At 33.7% G+C, this 20006-nt stretch carries 17 protein-coding genes; 7 read left to right on the forward strand and 10 right to left on the reverse strand.

All coding sequences use genetic code 11. From position 1 onward, the window contains the following. Nucleotides 1-64 precede the first annotated feature (64 nt). The 8 genes from ACVCZW_RS09570 to ACVCZW_RS09605 form a co-directional block, all read right to left on the reverse strand. Nucleotides 65-478 carry an HYC_CC_PP family protein gene (locus ACVCZW_RS09570; protein WP_452232280.1) on the reverse strand — a complete coding sequence of 138 codons (414 nt, stop codon included), beginning with the start codon at nucleotides 476-478 and terminating at the stop codon, nucleotides 65-67. Between the two features lie 308 nt (nucleotides 479-786). After that, entirely contained in the window at nucleotides 787-1551 is a 765-nt protein-coding gene (locus ACVCZW_RS09575) for a hypothetical protein (protein WP_452232281.1), read from the reverse strand. A 465-nt stretch (nucleotides 1552-2016) separates the two neighbouring features. Continuing rightward, nucleotides 2017-4044 carry an oxidoreductase gene (locus ACVCZW_RS09580; protein ID WP_452232282.1) on the reverse strand — a complete coding sequence of 676 codons (2028 nt, stop codon included), beginning with the start codon at nucleotides 4042-4044 and terminating at the stop codon, nucleotides 2017-2019. Between the two features lie 233 nt (nucleotides 4045-4277). Beyond that, nucleotides 4278-5006 (reverse strand): LytR/AlgR family response regulator transcription factor, encoded by a 729-nt coding sequence (locus ACVCZW_RS09585; protein ID WP_452229985.1) that lies wholly within the window; start codon nucleotides 5004-5006, stop codon nucleotides 4278-4280. After that, entirely contained in the window at nucleotides 4987-5955 is a 969-nt protein-coding gene (locus tag ACVCZW_RS09590; RefSeq protein WP_452229986.1) for a sensor histidine kinase, read from the reverse strand. Before ACVCZW_RS09590 ends, ACVCZW_RS09585 begins: the two co-directional genes overlap by 20 nt. A 108-nt stretch (nucleotides 5956-6063) precedes the next feature. Continuing rightward, nucleotides 6064-6414, reverse strand: coding sequence for a DUF4907 domain-containing protein (locus ACVCZW_RS09595; protein ID WP_452232283.1), 351 nt, complete (start codon nucleotides 6412-6414; stop codon nucleotides 6064-6066). 74 nt (nucleotides 6415-6488) lie between these two features. After that, on the reverse strand, nucleotides 6489-7508 hold the full coding sequence (locus ACVCZW_RS09600) for a Kelch repeat-containing protein (RefSeq protein ID WP_452232284.1): 1020 nt from the start codon (nucleotides 7506-7508) through the stop codon (nucleotides 6489-6491). Continuing rightward, nucleotides 7505-8410, reverse strand: a complete 906-nt coding sequence (locus tag ACVCZW_RS09605; RefSeq protein ID WP_452229989.1) for a hypothetical protein — start codon at nucleotides 8408-8410, stop codon at nucleotides 7505-7507. Before ACVCZW_RS09605 ends, ACVCZW_RS09600 begins: the two co-directional genes overlap by 4 nt. Before the next feature lie 238 nt (nucleotides 8411-8648). Here ACVCZW_RS09605 and ACVCZW_RS09610 point away from each other — a divergent pair, with 238 nt between their 5' ends. Continuing rightward, nucleotides 8649-9956: a DUF4270 family protein gene (locus ACVCZW_RS09610; protein ID WP_452232285.1), complete on the forward strand. Its 1308-nt coding sequence runs from the start codon at nucleotides 8649-8651 to the stop codon at nucleotides 9954-9956. Then, nucleotides 9949-11184 (forward strand): hypothetical protein, encoded by a 1236-nt coding sequence (locus ACVCZW_RS09615; protein WP_452232286.1) that lies wholly within the window; start codon nucleotides 9949-9951, stop codon nucleotides 11182-11184. The genes ACVCZW_RS09610 and ACVCZW_RS09615 overlap by 8 nt, the downstream gene beginning before the upstream one ends. 119 nt (nucleotides 11185-11303) lie before the next feature. On the opposite strand, the gene ACVCZW_RS09620 is transcribed toward ACVCZW_RS09615, so the two are convergent. Continuing rightward, nucleotides 11304-12044, reverse strand: a complete 741-nt coding sequence (locus ACVCZW_RS09620; protein WP_452232287.1) for an arylesterase — start codon at nucleotides 12042-12044, stop codon at nucleotides 11304-11306. A gap of 25 nt (nucleotides 12045-12069) precedes the next feature. Between ACVCZW_RS09620 and ACVCZW_RS09625 the strand changes: the two genes are divergently transcribed. The 5 genes from ACVCZW_RS09625 to ACVCZW_RS09645 all read left to right on the forward strand — a co-directional run bounded on the left by ACVCZW_RS09625 (nucleotide 12070) and on the right by ACVCZW_RS09645 (nucleotide 17816). Continuing rightward, nucleotides 12070-12759, forward strand: coding sequence for an ABC transporter ATP-binding protein (locus tag ACVCZW_RS09625; protein ID WP_452232288.1), 690 nt, complete (start codon nucleotides 12070-12072; stop codon nucleotides 12757-12759). A gap of 44 nt (nucleotides 12760-12803) precedes the next feature. Continuing rightward, nucleotides 12804-15299 carry an ABC transporter permease gene (locus ACVCZW_RS09630; protein WP_452232312.1) on the forward strand — a complete coding sequence of 832 codons (2496 nt, stop codon included), beginning with the start codon at nucleotides 12804-12806 and terminating at the stop codon, nucleotides 15297-15299. Nucleotides 15300-15621: 322 nt separating this feature from the next. Continuing rightward, entirely contained in the window at nucleotides 15622-16131 is a 510-nt protein-coding gene (locus ACVCZW_RS09635) for a Crp/Fnr family transcriptional regulator (protein WP_452232313.1), read from the forward strand. Continuing rightward, nucleotides 16128-17306: a winged helix-turn-helix domain-containing protein gene (locus tag ACVCZW_RS09640; RefSeq protein ID WP_452232289.1), complete on the forward strand. Its 1179-nt coding sequence runs from the start codon at nucleotides 16128-16130 to the stop codon at nucleotides 17304-17306. Before ACVCZW_RS09635 ends, ACVCZW_RS09640 begins: the two co-directional genes overlap by 4 nt. A 66-nt stretch (nucleotides 17307-17372) precedes the next feature. After that, nucleotides 17373-17816, forward strand: a complete 444-nt coding sequence (locus ACVCZW_RS09645; RefSeq protein ID WP_452229996.1) for a hypothetical protein — start codon at nucleotides 17373-17375, stop codon at nucleotides 17814-17816. Nucleotides 17817-18035: 219 nt separating this feature from the next. Here the strand turns inward: ACVCZW_RS09645 and ACVCZW_RS09650 are convergent, their stop codons facing one another. Then, nucleotides 18036-19790 (reverse strand): T9SS type A sorting domain-containing protein, encoded by a 1755-nt coding sequence (locus tag ACVCZW_RS09650; RefSeq protein ID WP_452232290.1) that lies wholly within the window; start codon nucleotides 19788-19790, stop codon nucleotides 18036-18038. Between the last annotated feature and the right edge of the window lie 216 nt (nucleotides 19791-20006).

Raw genomic sequence — 20006 nt, forward strand, 5'->3', positions numbered from 1 at the left:
ACCAAATACAAGAAATCATCCTAATGAAATAAATCATTGGATAATACAGTCTATTGTTTAAAAATCAAATTAAATAAGTCTCGTCTAGCTTGAAGATTTCCTTGCTGACGAGTGGTGGTTCATATGCTTTATACGCAGATACATTGCTGTCTACACCTTCAAAAAGGTGGCTATATGTATATACAAATGAAGCTATAAATACTTGCTGTTCTAAAGAAATAGTATCGAATTGAATTTGTAGTTGGTCTTGACCATCTACAAGTAACTGTTCGTCATTACAGCATTTTTTTTTAGTGATGGAACAACCATCTGTAGCGGGCTTCTCCATTTTCATTCCGCAACCTTTTGCTTTATTAAAAATAGCAGTTTCCACTAAAGTATCACCACAATAATGCATGCTTACACTGAATGACATTGTAGAGAATAACACTACAAAAGCCATTGCAAAAGACATTATTTTATGGAATATTTGCTTCATATGAATTACAAAGTTACAACATTTTAACTACCCTGAATTTTGTTTAACAGAATTTTAAAATTATTTCATTTGGATTAACCGACTTTACTTTATTACTGGTAAATTCTTATCCGTTCTTTTCAAAATAAAAAAAACACCCCTTTTCAATACAAAAAGAGATGCTTTAAAATAGTTTGATTTTACTTAAACTTTGCTATTAATCAATCCAAACTAAATTTTTTAATGAAAATATTATTCTTAGGGAACTATTCTTATGGTAACTTATTTTTATTGTACATCGTTTTTTCAAATAAGACGATGTTTTGAAATTATCTTGCTTTATGGGTTCTTGTTAATATATATCGGATGTCATAAATCTCTGCGGCATAATCGGATTCTATTTTAACTGTTCCACCGTTTAACTCCCAAGTAGCTAATGTGTACGCATTAAAAGAACTCAAATAATAATGTTCTACTCCAACCCCTTTTGACGTAATAAAGTCTCTTGTATATATTTCTCCAACAGCACCTCCAATATCGATTGCTACTGTTATTTTTGTTGTTTTATTAGCTGTAGGGTTTACTTTAAATTCTATTAGTACATTTAAACCATCTCCATTTCTTCCTGTTATAGTAGAAGTAGTAGGATCATAAAATGCTGTTACATCCATAGGTTTTTGACCATCTCTTATAGTACTTGCATCATTAGGCAAAGTCACTTTAGAGTACGCTGTTAGTGTTAAAGGACTTGCAGAAGTATATGTTCCATCTACATAATCTCCCCATCCGGTATAATCACCACTACTGCCACTTGCGGCACTAAGGCTTACCCAACTCGCTCCATCAAAGAAGTAAAACCCATTTAAATCGGTATCAAAAACCAAGAGCCCTTGCACAGGACTGGATATCGCTGCTTTTTGAGCGGTAGTCATTCTTGGTGTTAACATTCCTTTATCTGTGGACTTTACATCCAGCATAGAGGAACCATCTGGCGTTAATGTTCCTATACCTACCTGTGCTATAATATTATTATTAATCGAAGTAAAAAGGGTAAAGACAATAAGTAGTAATAATTTTTGTGTAAGTTTCTCCAAGCTTATAGTTTTTTTGGGGTTTATATATTTGGAACAATTTTCCTTTTATACGATACAAAAGTATTTAGTTCGTATTTGGTTTATATTATTCCTATTTGTTTCGAAAACTAGAAGCAATTGAGATGCCAAAACAAATCTACATATAGAAAAAATAAATAAACCACTGACTGCTATACGTTTAAAAAAAAATCTAAAAAAAAGGGCTAGATAGAAAACATCGTTATACCGTCGTTTTTTTTCGGTCAAAATGCTAAAGTCACGGAATACCGATAAATAAATCTGTACATAATGGGTGTAATAAGAGAGAATCATACTATATATGAAAACGTATATGGATACGGATTAAACGTTTCGGAAATGAAATAATTCCATACTACATAGTAAAGCAATCACAGACTGCTATAGAATAAAAACAGTAATTATTAAGAGTTGAACTTCGTTTTGTTCCATTTCCTTTATTGCTACTTAAATTATAGCTGCTAATCTACAAGCTTGGTTTATGGCGCGTTTTGCATCCAATTCTGCGGCAACATCTGCACCTCCAATCACATGTACTTTTACACCTAATGCTTCTAAAGGTTCCAATAATACTTTAAAAGGTAATTGGCCAGCACAAATAATAATGGAATCTACTGCCAGTACTTTTTGCTCTTTATTTTGAACATAATGCAAACCTTCATCATCAATTTTGGTGTACTGTACTTCATTGATAAATTGCACTTTTTTCTTTTTCAATGTAGAACGATGAATCCAACCTGTGGTTTTACCCAAATTACCACCAAATTTTCCTTTGCTACGCTTGAACATAAAAATTTCTCTAGGCGAAGGATGCACTTCTGCTTTTACGCCTTCCGTTCCACTACGAGCCTCCATGGTTTTATCAATTCCCCATTCTTTTAACCAAGCATCAATATTTAAGGAAGTACTTTCCCCTTCGTGTGCTAAAAATTCGGAAACATCAAAACCAATACCTCCAGCTCCAATTACGGCAACACGTTTTCCAACTGGCTTTTTCCACTTTAAAACATCCAAATAATTTAAAACTTTAGGATGATCGATTCCTACAATTTTCGGGTTTCTGGGTTTAATTCCGGTAGCTAATATAACTTCATCAAAATTGCCATTTTTTAAATCTTGAGCAGTTACTCGTGTATTTAATTTCACGGTTACTTGATGCAATTCTAATTGTTTTTTAAAATAGCGAATGGTTTCATAAAACTCTTCTTTTCCTGGAATTTGCTTTGCTAGATTGAATTGACCACCAATCTCTTTATCGGCATCAAAAAGAGTAACTATATGTCCGCGTTGCGCAGCAATAGTAGAAGCTGCCAAACCAGCAGGACCAGCACCAACCACGGCTATTTTTTTCTTTTTTTCTGTGGGAAGATAATTCAGTTCCGTTTCATGACATGCTCTAGGATTCACCAAACAGCTTGCTACTTTTTGTTCAAAAACGTGATCTAAACATGCTTGATTACAACCAATACACGTATTTATTTCGTCCGATTTATTCGCTTTCGCTTTATTTACCCATTCTGGATCCGCTAAAAACGGTCTTGCCATCGAGACCATATCGGCATGTCCTTCTGCCAATATTTTTTCCGCGGTTTCTGGCATATTTATTCTATTGGAAGTAATTAACGGAATAGAAAGTTCTGCTTTCATTCTTTTGGTTACCCAAGTAAATGCAGCTCTTGGTACCGATGTAGCAATAGTTGGTATTCGTGCTTCATGCCAACCAATTCCTGTATTTATAATGGTAGCTCCGGCTTTTTCAATTTCTTTACCTAAGGTAACGACTTCTTCCCAAGTACTTCCTTTCTCGACTAAATCTAGCATGGACAAACGATAGATTATAATAAATTCTTTACCAACAGCTTCCCGAGTTTGTTTTACTAATGCTATTGGCAAGCGCATTCTATTGGCATAACTTCCTCCATAATCATCGGTACGCTTGTTGGTTCTTTCGGCAATAAATTGGTTAATTAAATAACCTTCTGATCCCATAATTTCCACCCCATCATAACCGGCTAATTTTGCTAGTTTAGCGGAGTTTACAAAATCCCGAATAGTACGTTGGATACCGGATTTTTTCAGTTTAAAAGGTTTAAAAGGAGATATCGGTGATTTTAAAGCCGAAGGCGCAACCACAAATGGATGATAACCATAACGTCCAGCATGTAAAATTTGCATACATATTTTTCCGCCTTCCTTATGTACGGCATCTGTAATCACTTTGTGATGTTTGGCATGTTTTTTAGTACTCATTCGCGCAGAAAAAGGACCTGTCCAACCTTGTACGTTTGGGGCAATTCCACCAGAAACAATTAGTCCTACGCCTCCTTTTGCACGTTCGGCATAATAAGCTGCTATTTTTTCTAAGCCATTTTTCTTCTCTTCTAAACCGGTATGCATGGAACCCATTAGAATTCGGTTTTTAAGCGTTGTAAATCCTAAATCTAATGGTTCAAAAATATGTGTAAACTTGGTCATTTCTTTTTAATTTTTACTTGGAACGAATATCTTTTGGTAAGATACGTTTTTAATAAAAAAATAACCAAGTAATAATGAAATAGGAGTGAAGTACTAGAATACGAACAACTTATACGTTTTAAAACGTACAAAAAGCATCATTTTAAACGGTGAAAATTTCAGCATAAAGGAGTAAAAGTACTAGGAGCGAAGCGTATTCTCCTTTTAATTTACTTTTTTTAATAAACTATTAATTAAATATTTAATCGACTATAGACCATAGACTTATAGCTTTCGCCAATAGGAATTCTTTCGTCTTTAATTACAATTCTATTTTTTTGTATAGATGTTATTTTATTGACATTAACAATATACGATCTATGTACTCTTATGAAGGTACTTTCCGGGAGTTTGGACTGGATTTCTCTAAAGCTCATTAGGGTTAATATGGGTTTGGCATCTTCGGAATGAATTTTTAAATAATCCTTTAAACCTTGAATGTGCTTTATTGCGTGCATATCGATTTTTAAATTTTCGTATTCTGATTTTACAAAAATAAAGTTGTCTTCATGCGATGCAATTTCGCCACCTGCAGACGAAAAATTAAAGGAAGTATTGCTATCATTTAGTCGAATCATTTCTTTTACTCTATTCACTGCTTTTATAAAACGAGGAAATGGAATCGGTTTTACTAGATAATCGACTGCATTTAAATCAAAACCTTCTAAAGCATATTCGGGATATGCTGTTGTAAAAATAAAGTACGGCACTTTTCCTTCTAATGATTTTATCAGCTCTATTCCAGAAATATTAGGCATTTCAATATCTGAAAAAACCAAATCAATAGTATTATTGTTTATAAAATCTAAAGCTTTAATAGCATTTGTAAATGTACAAATCACCTCAATACCACCTATCGCTTGACAGTATGATTCAATAATATCAATCGCCAAAGGCTCGTCATCAATTATTATGCATTTCATTATTATTTAAATTTAAGGTTAAAAAGGCTCTGTAATGGGTTTTATCTTGTTCTATCTTTAATTCGTGATTATTCTTATATAAATACTGGAGTTGATTTTCTATATTGGGTAATCCAACACCGGAATTCTTTTTATCTCGTTTATATAATCCTACAATATTTTCTACCGTAAAGTTCAATGTATTATTGTCGACTACAATTTTAATATTGATATGCGTATTCCCTTCATAATCTGTTCCGTATTTAAAGGCATTTTCAATGAAAGGAATTAACAACAAAGGAAAGATTTTTAAGTTTTTTGTATTCCCGTTTATGTTAACTTTAACAGCTTCACTATTTTTAAGTCGTAATCTTTGAAGCGCAATATAATTTTGGATATAATTTATTTCCTTTTCTAATGGTACTTGTTCATCTTTCACTTCGTAAAGCATATAGCGCATTAATTCGGATAAAGTAATTACTGCTTCTGGTGCGTCATCGGATTTACTTCGGACTAAGGAGTAAATACTATTTAAAGAATTGAATAAAAAATGCGGGTTTAATTGATTTCTTAAGAACTGTAATTTGATATCTTTTTGATTGTTTTCTAGCTCTTTAGATAATCGATCTCTTTTGTAGAAATCCATAACTAAGCTAAAAATACCACCTAATAGAAAAATAGACAAAGAGAATACAATAGGTACCGCATGTCGCATACCAAATAGACCTCTTCGTTTATTTCCTGGTCGCGGCATATCTCTAAAATCATTAACTTTTACCAAGTGGTCAAAAATCAAATTTTCTGTGATATAATTAAACAGCACTAAAAAAACTATAGCAACTAAAATGTAAAGTAGTAGTTTCCGTTTCAGTAATAAATAAGGAACAAAAACTAAATAATTGGCATAGAAAACCATGGGATGCATGGCTGCTCTAAAATACATTCCGGAAGGAATTTTGCCTAAATCCATGTACGCAGTGAACAACGGAAATATACTAATGCATAACCATACGAGTAGGTGTACTATAAATTCTTTATAAGATATTTTTATTTTCAAGTTTCTATTATTACAGATGAATTAAATTTTATCGAATTTAATATTATTATTTGTTAATTCGACAATAGTTATTCCGGGAAGCATGTTTTTTGAAAGTTTAGTCACAACCATTTTTCCTATTTTTTCGGCATCTTCTTTAGTTTTAAAAATCTGTTTTCCTTTTGCTGCCGGAATATATTCTTGTCGGATGTACAAATTATCATTGTTATACACCTCATAAATAAAGAAGCTATCTTTTGCCACCACCTTTAAAGAATACGGAGACGCTTTCACGATGTTTGTTTCGTTGTTTTCCGATGGAAAATAAAAAAACAGCATGGTAATCATGGAAACGGTTAAAAATATTGCAATGTATTTGTAAATATTTTTCATAACATTTGAATTTAAAAAAGAGTCAGAAGTAAAATAGGATTCTATTCGTACCCTGACTCTTCGTTTGTTATTTATTAATTATCATCATCATCTTGTTCCTGATTCGGGAAAAACTCCATATTATCATCTAGATATAAAGTTCCATTTCTACCAAGTGCTACAAAAGCACGTTCGCCATTAGAGAAAGAAATAGCATCTCTTCTTGAAAATAATTCAAAATCTGTTTTTTCTTCCCAATCTTGGTTTGAAGGATTAAACTCATATACTGTACTTATGCTAGTTACATATTCACCGCAAGCAATATATCCTTTACCACCAATAGTAAATGCTACAGCACTAGATCTAGTGATATCATAATCATCGTCGTCATCGTCATCATCGTCTAGATCTTCTAACTCTGTCCAAGTTTCTGTATCTAAGTTAAAAACCCAAAAATCTTCTTCATACACACCATTACTAATTCCGGTAGCTAAATAGGCATCATTCCCAATTGTAAATGTAACCGCATCTCTTCTTTTATCTCCTCCAAAACCAAAATTTTCTTGCCAAGTATCTGCTATTGGATCGTATTTCCAAAAATCTTTTTTATCACTTCCATCATAACCAGTACCTACGTATCCATAGCTATCTGAACTAAATCCTACTGCACCATAACGTGGAGAACCACCAAAATCTGCAATTTGTGACCATACATTAGTATTCGCATTATACTTGTAGAAATCGGATAATTCTTCGTTAGAATCTCCGTTATAACCTGTTCCTATATAGCCTTCATTATTAATCACTAGCGATGTGGCAGAACTTCGCTCGATACCAGGGAAATCGGATAATTGTTGCCAAGAATTCGTATCCATGTTATAGCTCCAAAAATCTTTATAATAATCGTCCCCATCATAGCCGGTTCCCATGTAACCCATGTTTCCTATAGTAAACGCTGCGGCGCTACTTCTAGCATCTTCGTTAAAAGTCGATTTTTTAACCCAATTACCAACATTGTCATCATCGTCGTCGTCATTACTACAACTACTAAATAGCGCAAGTATAGCACCCAAATACACAAATTTCAAGCTTGTTTTGTTAATCATTTTTTTCATTTCACTTTTTTATTTAAATTAAAACTAATTCCTACGTTTAATGATAAGGATTCGTTAGCATCAAAATCATATATTTTATTGTCGTTATTATCTATGGTAAGTTCACTATTGGTTAAATAGCCCACGTTAAAATTTGTTGTCCAATTTTCATCTAGATGCAATTTATATCCAAGAGCTAATTTCACCGCTTTGAATTCTAATTTGGAATGGTGTAAAACGTCATTGTTATTTACAATAAAACCCGAAGCATTATTCGCGTATATAGATTCTGGTTGTGCCGTAAAATCAAAACTATTCTTGTCATTTAATTTATAATAAGCTCCGGTAATTGGAATACCTATTTCATATTTAAATTTTTCATTGACATGCTTCTCATAAGAAATCAGTGGGTAAAAATTAGGTTTACCAAATAAGGTTCCATAACCAGCTCCAATCTTTAAATAGGATGGAAGTCCTTTGTTATCCCAGCTTTTCATAAAGTTAGCTTTGTAACTAAAAACAAAATCATCACTAGAAATTTTCTCCTTTAATGTAGAAGATAAATAAGGAGCTATGGTTAGGTCTAAACTCCAATTCTTTACTAAGTTTTTTTTATATTGTGCATACACCTGCATGCTATGCAACGCTTCAAATGCACCAAAATCATTATACAGATCATGGTCTTTAAAATCTATACTATTATTGGTATAGCTTAGACCAAAGTTTATTTTTGGTTTGTCTAATAACGATGAGAAATTAATAGCAATAGTTTTTTCTTCTATTTGAACATCATTCAAACTAGGATATATCTCATATTTAAAAGCTACCAAATCTTCCACATCTGTTATTGTGAAAACTTCTTGTCCATAAGAAGCTAAGGAAATCAAACTAAAGCTTAAATAATGTAACGTTTTTTTACTCATGTATTATAAAGGTTTTTTACTCATCGACTGCTAACATACTACCTCCATTCCTTAGGTTAATTATAAAATATACCTATCCTCTTTTTTTGTAGACAAACACAGGTTTTTAATCTACAAACATGGCTATGGCTTTTTATAGTATAAATAATGGTATTTGTAGATGAATAGTAGCTGTACGTATATTATACTTTTTATTAGGTGCAAAGGGTAGTTGATTTGTGCAAATACTTAAAGACCTATGTTTAAATTAAAAGCACACGTAATACCTTTCATAACCTTTATAACGGTTATAGCATCTATAATATCTTGCTCCTCAGAAACCGAAGACTCTAGTCTTTTAGCCGGCGAAGAATTTACAGATACCAACATTCGAGTCTTTTCTATGGATACTTTTTCGGTGACATTATCCACCATGAAATTTGATTCCATAATAACATCAACTAATAATAGATTATTGATTGGTCAATATACAGATGATGATATGGGAACTATAAACAGTTCTGCATATTTTCAGCTCAGCACTTATATTTATGCTATAGATAATCAAGCTGTTTTAGATAGTGTTGGATTAATTCTTGGCTATGATACCTATTCGTATAGTGATACGACGCAAGTTGCTTCCTTAAATGTATATAAGCTAACGGATAAATTAAGTTCTGATGATTCTTATTTTTATAACACTTCAGAATTTGGTTATGAAGCAACTCCTTTGGTACGTAAAACATACACGCCAACTCCTAATAAAGATTCGCTTCTTGTAACGTTACCATACAATTTTGGGGCAAACATATTTAATGGTATTCGAGACAATACAATTACAGATGATGAATCTTTTTATCAACAACTAAAAGGTCTTACAATCCGTCCAGACGCGAATGAAAACGCTGCTATAATTGGTTTTTCAACAACTAGCGCAGAAACGTATATGCGTTTTTATTACAGTATTCCAGGAGAGTTAGAAAGTGAAGAACTAACTTATGATATGACCATAGATACCTATTTTAATCATATAGAAAGTGATGTTAGCGGACTACCTCTAGAAATTTTAACCGATCAGGAAGATAATCTTTCTTCCCTCGAAAGTAACAATATCAGCTATAATCAAGCAGGTACCGGTTATGTAACTAAAATAGAGTTTCCTACCATAAAAGATATTTATAATATTGGTAGTTCGGGGACCATTCTCGAAGCAACACTTTATATAGAACCTAATGCAGATTCGTATTCTACTTTTCTGCCATTAAGCGAAGAATTATTACTATATACTATAGATCAAAATAATGATTTAGCAGATCAAATTTCGAATAGTGTAGATGTGGTTACTGCGACGCTTAGTACGGATGGTTCGGAGTTTAATAAAATAGCATACACCGTTCCGGTTACAGAATTTTTAGATAAAAAATTAAGTGAAAGTCCAGAAACCGAAGATGCTCTTATTCTAATCCCTAACGATTATACTTCCACTATAAATAAAATAATATTTAACGACAGTCAGAAATCAAACTTTAATACAAAATTAATTATAACCTATGCCGTATATGAATAAATTGAAGTACATCATTATTTTGGCCATGATGCTTGGGCAGTGTGGATATTCACAATCTAATAACCTTACAAGTTCCCCATATTCCCTTTTTGGTTTAGGAGTAGAAAACAACGCGAACACTGGTAGAAATAGTGGTCTTGGTAAAACAGGAGTTGCCCTAGATGCTAGTTATGGTGTTAATCTTTCTAACTCGGCTTCGTTTGCATCCCTAACACCAAATGAATTTGTATTCGATTTTGGAGGTTCTGCAGAATTAATTAATCTTTCTACCGATGGATCTGAAGAGCAAAATTTAACCAGTACTTTTACTAATATTTCTTTAGGATTTAATATAGATGGCAAGTATGGTATGGGATTAACATTAAAACCAGCCACTACTGTTGGATATTCTGTAATAGGGCTACAAAGTAATATTGAAGGAAGTAATGAAACATTTACAACCAATATTGAAGGATCTGGAGGATTAAATGAATTACGACTAGACTACGCAAGAACAATAAACAAAAACCTAAACGTTGGCGCTAAAGTTTCCTATTTATTCGGAAAAATAGAGGAAACGGAAACGACCATTACCACGGATAGCTATTTGGATATTACCGAAGAAAATTATTACCATGGTGCGCAGTTCGGATTAGGATTACAATATAAATATTTAGAGAAGCATAATTTTGGGGTGAAATTAGATTTTCCAACCGTTTTAAAAGGAACTAAAGATGTGAGAATCAGCAAATATATAGGCTCTGCTTATACCTTATTAGAAGATACCGAAGGAGAAAATATAGATGATTTTTACTTACCATTCAAACTTGGTTTTGGTTATAGCACTAGGTTTAAAAACTTTCTATTAACTGCGGATTATAGCAAAAGCTTTTGGTCTTCTACCAATCAGTCGGATGCTATTGGAGAGTACACAGATCAAAATACTTTTGGCTTTGGTGCTGGATATACTAAAAATCCTAATAGTCAAAAATACTGGGATCGTGTAGACTATCGAATGGGCTTAAATTATAATTCGGGATATTTAAAAGTGGAGGATACCAAAATTGATGCCTACGCAGCTTCTATTGGAATTGGTCTACCTATTGGCAGAAGATCTCTTCTAAACATTTCCTATTCTCTTGCAAAAAAAGGAACTACAGAGAGCTTACTGATACAAGAATATATTAATACACTAAACATCAATATTTCTTTATCTGATATATGGTTTCAAAAACCAAAGTATGAATAATGCGTATCCAGAAATGAGAATTCTGAATATCTATCTATAAAAAAAACCTATTCAAACGATTGTTTTGAATAGGTTTTTTTAGGATTTGAATACTGGTAATTTCCAGATCTATAGCATCACTATAGCAAAGGTTGTAGTACTTCCCATACCGTATTTGCAACTATTTTATGACCAGTAACATTAGGATGAATTCCATCCTGTTGATTCAGAGATGCAATACCACCAACATCCTTCAAAATAAAAGGAATAAAAGCGATGCTATTTTTTTCTGCTAAATCGGCAAACAACTGTCTAAATTCGGTAGTATAAGCCTGTCCCATGTTTGGAGGTAATTCCATGCCGCCAAGAACAATAACGGTTTCCGGACTTTTATTCTTCACCACATCAATAATGGCTTGTAAGTTGGCTCGGGTTTCTGTTAAAGGGACACCACGTAAACCATCATTGGCACCCAATTCTAATAAGAATATACTAGGCGCTTGTTTAATCACCCAATCAATACGACTTTTACCACCAGCACTCGTTTCGCCACTAACTCCAGAGTTAATTACCGTAAAGTCCAATTGTAAAGAATCTATGGTCTGTTGCAACACTGCTGGATATGCATCATTAGTATCGTCAAGACCATAACCTGCAGTGATACTGTCTCCAAAACACAAAATGGTTTTGCTTTTTGTTACAGGTGTAAGTACGGTTTCCTTCCGTGTTTCCGTTGGTTGCACTGCTGTTGTTTTGTCCGCTTTAGTATCTCCACAAGAAAAGAGGGAAACCACTAAAATAAAATAACAAAAATTTAAGAGTTTATACTCTCTTAGAATTGGTAAATATGCCTGTAATTGATTATTTTGACCCTTGGACATTCGTCTATATTTAATTTGAATTTATATGCCAAAGATATTAAAGATTACTGGTTTGGAAAAGACATATACCAGTGGTAACAAAGAATTAACGGTTTTACACGATATTTCATTTGATGTGGAGCAAGGACAAACCTTCTCCATTGTGGGTCCATCGGGAAGCGGAAAAACAACCTTACTAGGCCTTTGTGCTGGCCTTGACTATCCAAATGCAGGTACTGTGGAATTATGCGGACAGGATTTGAGCGCGTTAAATGAAGACCAACGCGCACAGTTGAGAAATAAGGAAGTTGGTTTTATTTTTCAGAATTTTCAATTACTACCCACATTAACAGCTCTTGAAAATGTAAGTGTGCCTTTAGAATTACAAGGTGCTAAAAATGCTACCACAAAAAGTAGGGCTTTATTGGAAAAAGTAGGACTTACAGATAGAGTACATCATTATCCGTCGCAACTATCTGGTGGCGAGCAGCAACGTGTGGCATTAGCTAGGGCGTTTGCAAATGCGCCATCCATTCTGTTTGCAGATGAACCTACAGGGAATTTGGATGATGAAACTGGTGAAAAGGTGGTGCAATTACTTTTCGAATTGAATAAAGAAAATGGAACTACTTTAGTGATTATCACACATGATTTGGAATTAGCAAACCGAACACAACAGATTTTAAAACTAAAAGGTGGAAAAATAGTCACTAACCAATCTACTACAGCACTGTAATCTATATGAACACTAAAAACTTACAAGTACGCTGGTTGTTTAAAATGGCATGGCGTGATGCCAAGGCTAGTAAAGTACGCTTATTGTTATTTATGGCGTCTATTATTTTGGGAATAGCAGCGGTGGTTTCTATCCAGTTATTTAGCACCAATTTAAAGGATAATATCCAAAGCCAATCCAAAACCTTAATGGGTGCCGATTATATTATCGATGCCAAACAAATACCAACCGAAAGCGCACAAGCCATCATCGATTCCTTACAACCGGATGCTTCGGAAGTGAACTTTGTCTCTATGATTGCCTTTCCTAAGAATGGTGGCACCAAATTAGTGAAGGTACAAGGCATGGAAGGAGGCTTTCCTTTTTACGGAAAAATAAATACAGAACCATCCAGTGCTGCAAGTAGTTATCAAGCATCTGGTGGCGCATTAGTGGACGCAACTTTAATGTTGCAATTCAACATACAACCAGGAGATTCTATTAAAATCGGACAACTAACGTTGCCTATTGCAGGTGCTTTAATATCCATGCCAGGAAATTCCGCAATATCTAGCTCTGTAGCACCTCCAGTAGTTATTCCATTCCGTTTTATTGAAGCTACCGAATTGCTTCAGTTTGGAAGTAGAAAAGAATACCAATATTTCTATAAAGTTTCTGATACGGTAAACTTAAAACATTTAGAAGATAAAATAGGACCATTACTCGATTTAGAAAATGCCGATTTAGATACGCATACGAGTACCACCCGACGTTTAGGTAAACGTTATGATAATGTGGGTAAATTCTTGAATTTAGCGGCATTTATTGCATTACTACTCGGTTGTATTGGTATTGCCAGTTCCGTACATATTTATATCAAAGAGAAATTAAAACCCATAGCAATTTTAAAATGTATGGGAGCGTCTAGACTGCAAAGCTTTCTCATTTTCCTTATCCAAATTGCAGGTATCGGAATTATTGGTGGTATTATTGGATCGTTGCTAGGTATCGGGCTACAGGCTGTATTTCCATATCTGTTAAAAGACTTTTTACCTTTTGCGTTGGAAATTAAAATCACTGCACAACCCATTTTAATTGGAGTTCTTTTAGGACTATTTATGTCCGTTTTATTTGCGCTCTTGCCATTACTTCGTACTTGGTATGTTTCCCCATTAGAAGTATTACGTGTGGATGAAAATGGATCTCAAGAACCACAAAAAGTAAGATTTATGGTGTATGCCCTTTTGTTGGTATTTCTATTTCTGTTTTCCTTTTGGTTGATTAAAGATGCACTGTATGCATTGGTTTTTATTATTGCTACGGTATTCACCTTTACCATGTTGGCAGGTGTGGCTATAGGTTTTATAAAAACCATAAAACGATTTTTTCCAAAACACTGGAGTTTTACGATGCGCCAAAGTTTACTAAATCTATTCCGACCAAATAACCAAACCGTCGTTTTGGTTGTAGCCATTGGTTTAGGGACCTTTTTAATTAGTACCCTATATTTTACTAAGGACATTTTATTAGCGAAAACGGAGGTAGGGCAGACGGAGCAAAATGCCAATATTATCATCTTAGATGTGCAACCAGAACAGCGGGATGCCCTAGCAAAAAGTATTACAACTAAAAACTTAAACGTACTTAGTAATATTCCTTTGGTTACCATGCGTATGCAAAGCATTAAAGGGCAATTGGTGAATACTTTACGTCAAGATAGCACAAGACAAATAAAAGGATGGATTTTAAATCATGAGTTTAGAACTACGTATCGGGATTCCCTGATAGCCTCGGAAGAATTAATAGCAGGCGAGTGGCTTCCTAACGTAAAACTAGATCCACCTATTGTGATTTCCATTTCCGATAATTTAGCGGCTGATGCGAACCTAAACGTTGGTGATCCAGTAATTTTTAACGTACAAGGCGTTCTGATGGAAACGACTGTTGGGAGCATTCGAAAAGTAGATTGGTCACAAATACAGCTCAATTTCTCCATCGTATTTCCCTCAGGTATTTTAGAGCAAGCACCACAGTTTAACGTGCTTACCACTTATGTGCCAGATGATGCAAGTTCGGCTGCATTACAGCAAGATTTAGTTTCCAAATTCCCAAATGTATCCATAATCGATTTACGACAAATATTTACTGTTGTAGATAATATATTAGACAAGGTATCTTGGGTAATTAATTTTATGGCATTTTTTAGTATTTTCACTGGTATTATTGTGTTGATTGGCTCGGTACGAACCAGTAAATACCAACGTATTAAAGAGAGTGTTTTGTTGCGAACATTAGGTGCTAAAAACAAACAAATCTTACAAATTTCTGCCTTCGAATATCTCTTTTTAGGGCTACTTGGGAGTTTGGTTGGCTTGCTGTTAGCGTTACTTAGTAGTTTATGTTTGGCAGTATTTGTTTTTAAAGAACCTTTTATACCATCGGTAATTCCGTTTTTGGTCTTTTTACCCGGAATTACACTATTGGTTTTAGGGATTGGATTAAGCAATATTCAAACCGTATTACGAAGTTCGCCTTTAGAAGTATTACGTAGGGAAAATTAAATCCTGTGCCGTTTTGGATACGCTCCAAAGTAATTTCTCATAGTATCTAAATGTGATTATCCGTTGGGATAATTGCATTTAGATAGCTTGTGCTATTAGAGCAACCAGATTTTGATATAAATAAATTGGTAATTCGTCTTATAATACAGGAATTTTAAAATCAACAAAAAAGAGATAAATCTTAATTTTTGTTTAAACTTATCTGCTACTTTTAATTTATAAAACCTTAGCTTTCATCAAAAAAAATACATATTACAATGAATGATTACGTAAAGCATCTTGTTAAATCATTGGGAATGCTTGTGAAGATGCGGAACTATTTATCTCAGGTTTTGAGAAGGTTGAATATCTAAAAAACGATTTCTTATTTAAAAAAGGAGATAAATCTAATGTGGTTAAGATAATTCTGGAAGGTTGTGCAAGGGGTTTTTATATTAAAGATGGAAAAGAATTTACTACCAATTTTTATTTTGAAAATGACCATAGCTACGATTATTTAAATTATTTACAAAACAAGCCTTCTCAAATAAATATTAAAGCGCTAAGTGCTATCAAAACAATAGAAATGACAATGGAAGCGATTGAATTTTTGAATTCAGAAATTATTGGATTTCACAGAATGAGTTTTCAATTGTTCAAAATTAATTTTATGAAAGTAGAAGAACAACGACAATCGTTTATCCTAAAAACGCCCAAAGAAAGATATTTAGACCTTCTAAAAAATAATAAACAAATTATTTCGAGAGTTCCACAACATCAAATTGCATCTTTTATTGGTGTTTCAGCGGAACATTTAAGTCGTATTAGAAAAATAATACGGGATTCAGCATGAAACAAATACTCTCCCCACTAGAAGCACAAAAGCTAGTGTTACTTTCTCAACGCGTTTTGCCGGACACATTAAACGGCACTGCAATAAATAATACGCTGGTCAGTATTGAACACCTTGGATATATACAAATAGATACCATTTCTGCTATTCAACGTGCCCATCATCATACATTATGGAATAGAAATCCTGAATATCAACTTTCTCATATTGATACGTTAATCGAATCTAAACAGATATTTGAATATTGGTCGCATGCGGCAGCATATTTACCCATGCGCGATTATAAGTATTCGCTTCCCCGTAAAGAGGCTATTTTAAAAAACGAACAAAGCCATTGGTTTCAGAAAGATGTCAAACTAATGGATAGTATACTAAAACGCATAGAAAACGAAGGGCCTTTAATGGCAAAGGATTTTGCACATACGGCTAAAGTTAGAGAATGGGAAAGTAAACCTGCAAAACAAGCATTAGAGAATTTGTTTATGCAAGGGGATTTGATGATTTCTAGTCGGAAGAATTTTCATAAGGTATATAACCTTACGGACCGCGTTTTACCCGATAACATTGATGATAAATGCCCTACGCAACAACAGCATATCCGGTATTTAATTACAAGCTATCTAAGAGCTAATGGTATTGGCCAAGCAAGTGAAATGTCCTATTTACTTAAAAATACCAAAACACTTGTCGTTTCTGAATTAAAGGAGATGCAATCAAACAATGAATTAGTTCAAGTACGTGTAAACGGACAAATATATTACGCATTACCTAATGCTATGAATTTGTTAAATACCCCTATTCATAGTCAGTTAAAAATTCTATCTCCTTTTGATAATTTATTGATTCAGCGTAAACGCATGCAGCACTTATTTAATTTTGAATACAAGATTGAATGTTATACTCCAGCTGCGAAACGGAAATACGGCTATTTTTCATTACCCATTCTTTGGGATGGTAAATTAGTGGCAAGAATGGATTGTAAGGCTGATAAAAAGACTGCAACACTTCTTATTAATCATTTATTTTTTGAAGAAAGCTTTTCTTTTAATGATGATTTTGAAGCTGCTTTTATTAAAGAGTTAGAGGCGTTTAAAAGCTTTAATAATTGCTCAGATGTGAAAATTCACAAAACGACACCAAGCTCATTATTAAGTACAATGAAATCCATTTCTTAGCAAATATCAACGTATATTTTCTTCCATTTGTCTCTTCTTTGTATTACATTTAAATATCAAATCACCGTGGAAAATAAAGTTTTTAATTTAAAACAATTTGTTATTATCACTTTAATAACAAGTATTTGGATACATATAGCAGAAATAGGAAGAGCTATGTTAGTGGCCTTCCCATTAATAGAAAAATTTATTGCCGGCAGAATACCAGTTGGTGCAATGGAAGTAAGTAATGCTTTGATTTGGGGAATTTGGGATACTTTATTGACTGCTGTTTTAGTATTTATATTTTGGCTTTGTTCCGTAGCTTTTGGGAATAACTTAAAGTCAATTATTATTTCTGGTACAACTACAGCTTTAGCAACCATAGGTGTTTTCTGGATAGCCACTGTAAATACAGGCTTGGGAGCGTGGAGTGCGGCAGCTGTTATATTTCCTATTGCATGGACTGAAATGATTATCGGTGCATTTATAGCCTCTAAATTATACAAAACAGAACGTTGGATTAGTTAGGGAAGTTCAACATGTAAAAAAAGTATGTAAATCCATTTAGAACTAAATAAATCACGCCGTTAAAAAATAAAATATCACCCTATACCAAGAAGGTAGCGAGGTTTTTAGTACATCGCATAGAGCATAGATTGCAGTTAAAAAAAAAATCATTTAATAAAAAGAGCCTGTCTTTTCAGACAGGCTCTTTCTACTTTGCATTGGTATTTAATTTTTACAAGATTATAATTTAATCATTTTCTTACTAGCAACCAAGCCATTTGAAGTATTAATCAAGGCTATATAAACACCTGATGATAAAAAACTAACGTCAACTTTGCTATCTTTAGCAGAAGCAACCAGAGCCCCTTGTAAACTATAGATTTTTACGTATGCTATCTCTATTGAACTTTCAACAGTTAAAATATTAAAAACAGGATTGACAAAATAGAAAGCGTCACCTATTAATGTATTATCAACAATACCTAAGGCTGCAGTAATTTCAATAGAAACACTAGAAGATTTTGGACAATTTCCTGCTGTGGTATAAGTAATCATATAGATATTAGGTGTTGACTCTGAGACATCAATTGTACCGGTTACAGCATCAATACTTAATCCAGCAGTTGATGAAAATGAACCACCAGCTAGACCTGTAATTGTTGCTGTAGGATCGCCATCTGTTTGAGAATAAGTAGCAGCAGCGTAACTAAACGAAGCATCCTCTAATCCATTAATTGTAACACTTGCTGTTCCTGCTCCATCACATATACCTAAAGTATAATAATTCACAGTATAGGTATTAGGTGTGGAAGCCGAAACATCTATTACACCTGTTGCAGAATTAATAGATAATCCAGCAGTAGAAAAAAAATAACCGCCAGGTACACCAGTAATTGTAGGCGTAGGGTCTACAGTATCTACACAGTAAGCAGAAGCATCATAACTAAAAGAAGCATCTTCTCTTGGTGTAGTGGTAATGTTAACTGTTCCACACAAACCGGGAGTCACGCATCCACCTTCACCTCTTACATAATAGGTTGTTGTTCCACTAGGTGGGCTTACTATTAAGTTGTCTGAAGAAGTCGAACCTACAAGTGTACCACCACAAGATCCCGTATAAACTTTCCATTCTGTAGCGTAATTTAATTCGCCAGAGATTGAAATTAAAGCCATATTTCCTTCACAAATTGTTTCAGGTTGATAAATTACTACAGGCACTGTTGGTTGTGTACAAGGGGTTACACAAGTGACTGCTGGTGCATATGCACTAACAGTAATGTCTTGTGCAATATAATTGGTTGTATCAATCGTCCAATTAGATGCATCGTTAATTAATTCTAATAACGTTATTGATGTACCCGTTAAAGTTGCTGTATATTTTACATTATCATACTCTATTCCCGCGTCAAAAACAGAAATACAATTTACTCCATTTGTTAATCCGGGAGGCAAATGAGAGTATTGCGCATCTGACTGAGCATAAACAGGATCCGTCCAACTATTTATTTCCCCAGCAAAACCATCTCCTTCCTTATGAATTCCTGCGATGAAAGTTGCTGACAATATGGATGCCGGTTTTGCTGAAGCTGACTGATAAGCAAGAACTTGATCACCATTAGACAAATCCCAACCTGAACCTGCGACTAAACTGCATACCCCAGAAGAAGCTATTAAATTATTAGAGGATCCATCTTCATAAACATATACTACTGTACCACATGCCGTTCCTCCTGTTGGAGCAGTCCAAGAATAATGTCCTTCATCGTTGTCAAACCAAGTATTCGAATTTATATTCACGCCTTGATCCGTAAAATAAATTACTTCTCCTGGAGCAATATCCGTTAAAGAAATCCATGAAAATGAATTATCTTGAGTCCCCAAATAAACGTCTTCATTCATGCCAATAAAGGCAATATCTCCTGCCGATAATTGCGAAAAAGATTTAGGAATACTAAGTATTCCCATAAGTGTTAAAAAAAATAGCGTTTTTTTCATATTAAATTGATTAAATATTAATTTTTGTAAATGTATTGTTTTTCAGATGGTTAACGTCTTAAAAATACGTTCTATTCCATAATTGTTTGTTATTTAAATAAAATCGGATGCTTTAAAAAAAAGTCAATCTGGAATATTTGTAATAACTTCTCGCTATTTTATATAACATCAGATTATAGAGTATTTCTGCTCTATAATAGATTGTGTTAGGGCTCT

The organism is Lacinutrix sp. MEBiC02595 (assembly GCF_053601555.1).

Coding starts and splice junctions, on each gene's coding strand:
- ACVCZW_RS09615 (WP_452232286.1), top strand. CDS start 9,949: ATGAATAAATTGAAGTACATCATTATTTTGGCCATGATGCTTGGGCAG.
- ACVCZW_RS09585 (WP_452229985.1), bottom strand. CDS start 5,006: ATGAAATGCATAATAATTGATGACGAGCCTTTGGCGATTGATATTATT.
- ACVCZW_RS09640 (WP_452232289.1), top strand. CDS start 16,128: ATGAAACAAATACTCTCCCCACTAGAAGCACAAAAGCTAGTGTTACTT.
- ACVCZW_RS09580 (WP_452232282.1), bottom strand. CDS start 4,044: ATGACCAAGTTTACACATATTTTTGAACCATTAGATTTAGGATTTACA.
- ACVCZW_RS09600 (WP_452232284.1), bottom strand. CDS start 7,508: ATGAAAAAAATGATTAACAAAACAAGCTTGAAATTTGTGTATTTGGGT.
- ACVCZW_RS09595 (WP_452232283.1), bottom strand. CDS start 6,414: ATGAAAAATATTTACAAATACATTGCAATATTTTTAACCGTTTCCATG.
- ACVCZW_RS09605 (WP_452229989.1), bottom strand. CDS start 8,410: ATGAGTAAAAAAACGTTACATTATTTAAGCTTTAGTTTGATTTCCTTA.
- ACVCZW_RS09650 (WP_452232290.1), bottom strand. CDS start 19,790: ATGAAAAAAACGCTATTTTTTTTAACACTTATGGGAATACTTAGTATT.
- ACVCZW_RS09625 (WP_452232288.1), top strand. CDS start 12,070: ATGCCAAAGATATTAAAGATTACTGGTTTGGAAAAGACATATACCAGT.
- ACVCZW_RS09620 (WP_452232287.1), bottom strand. CDS start 12,044: ATGTCCAAGGGTCAAAATAATCAATTACAGGCATATTTACCAATTCTA.
- ACVCZW_RS09610 (WP_452232285.1), top strand. CDS start 8,649: ATGTTTAAATTAAAAGCACACGTAATACCTTTCATAACCTTTATAACG.
- ACVCZW_RS09630 (WP_452232312.1), top strand. CDS start 12,804: ATGGCATGGCGTGATGCCAAGGCTAGTAAAGTACGCTTATTGTTATTT.
- ACVCZW_RS09570 (WP_452232280.1), bottom strand. CDS start 478: ATGAAGCAAATATTCCATAAAATAATGTCTTTTGCAATGGCTTTTGTA.
- ACVCZW_RS09590 (WP_452229986.1), bottom strand. CDS start 5,955: ATGGATTTAGGCAAAATTCCTTCCGGAATGTATTTTAGAGCAGCCATG.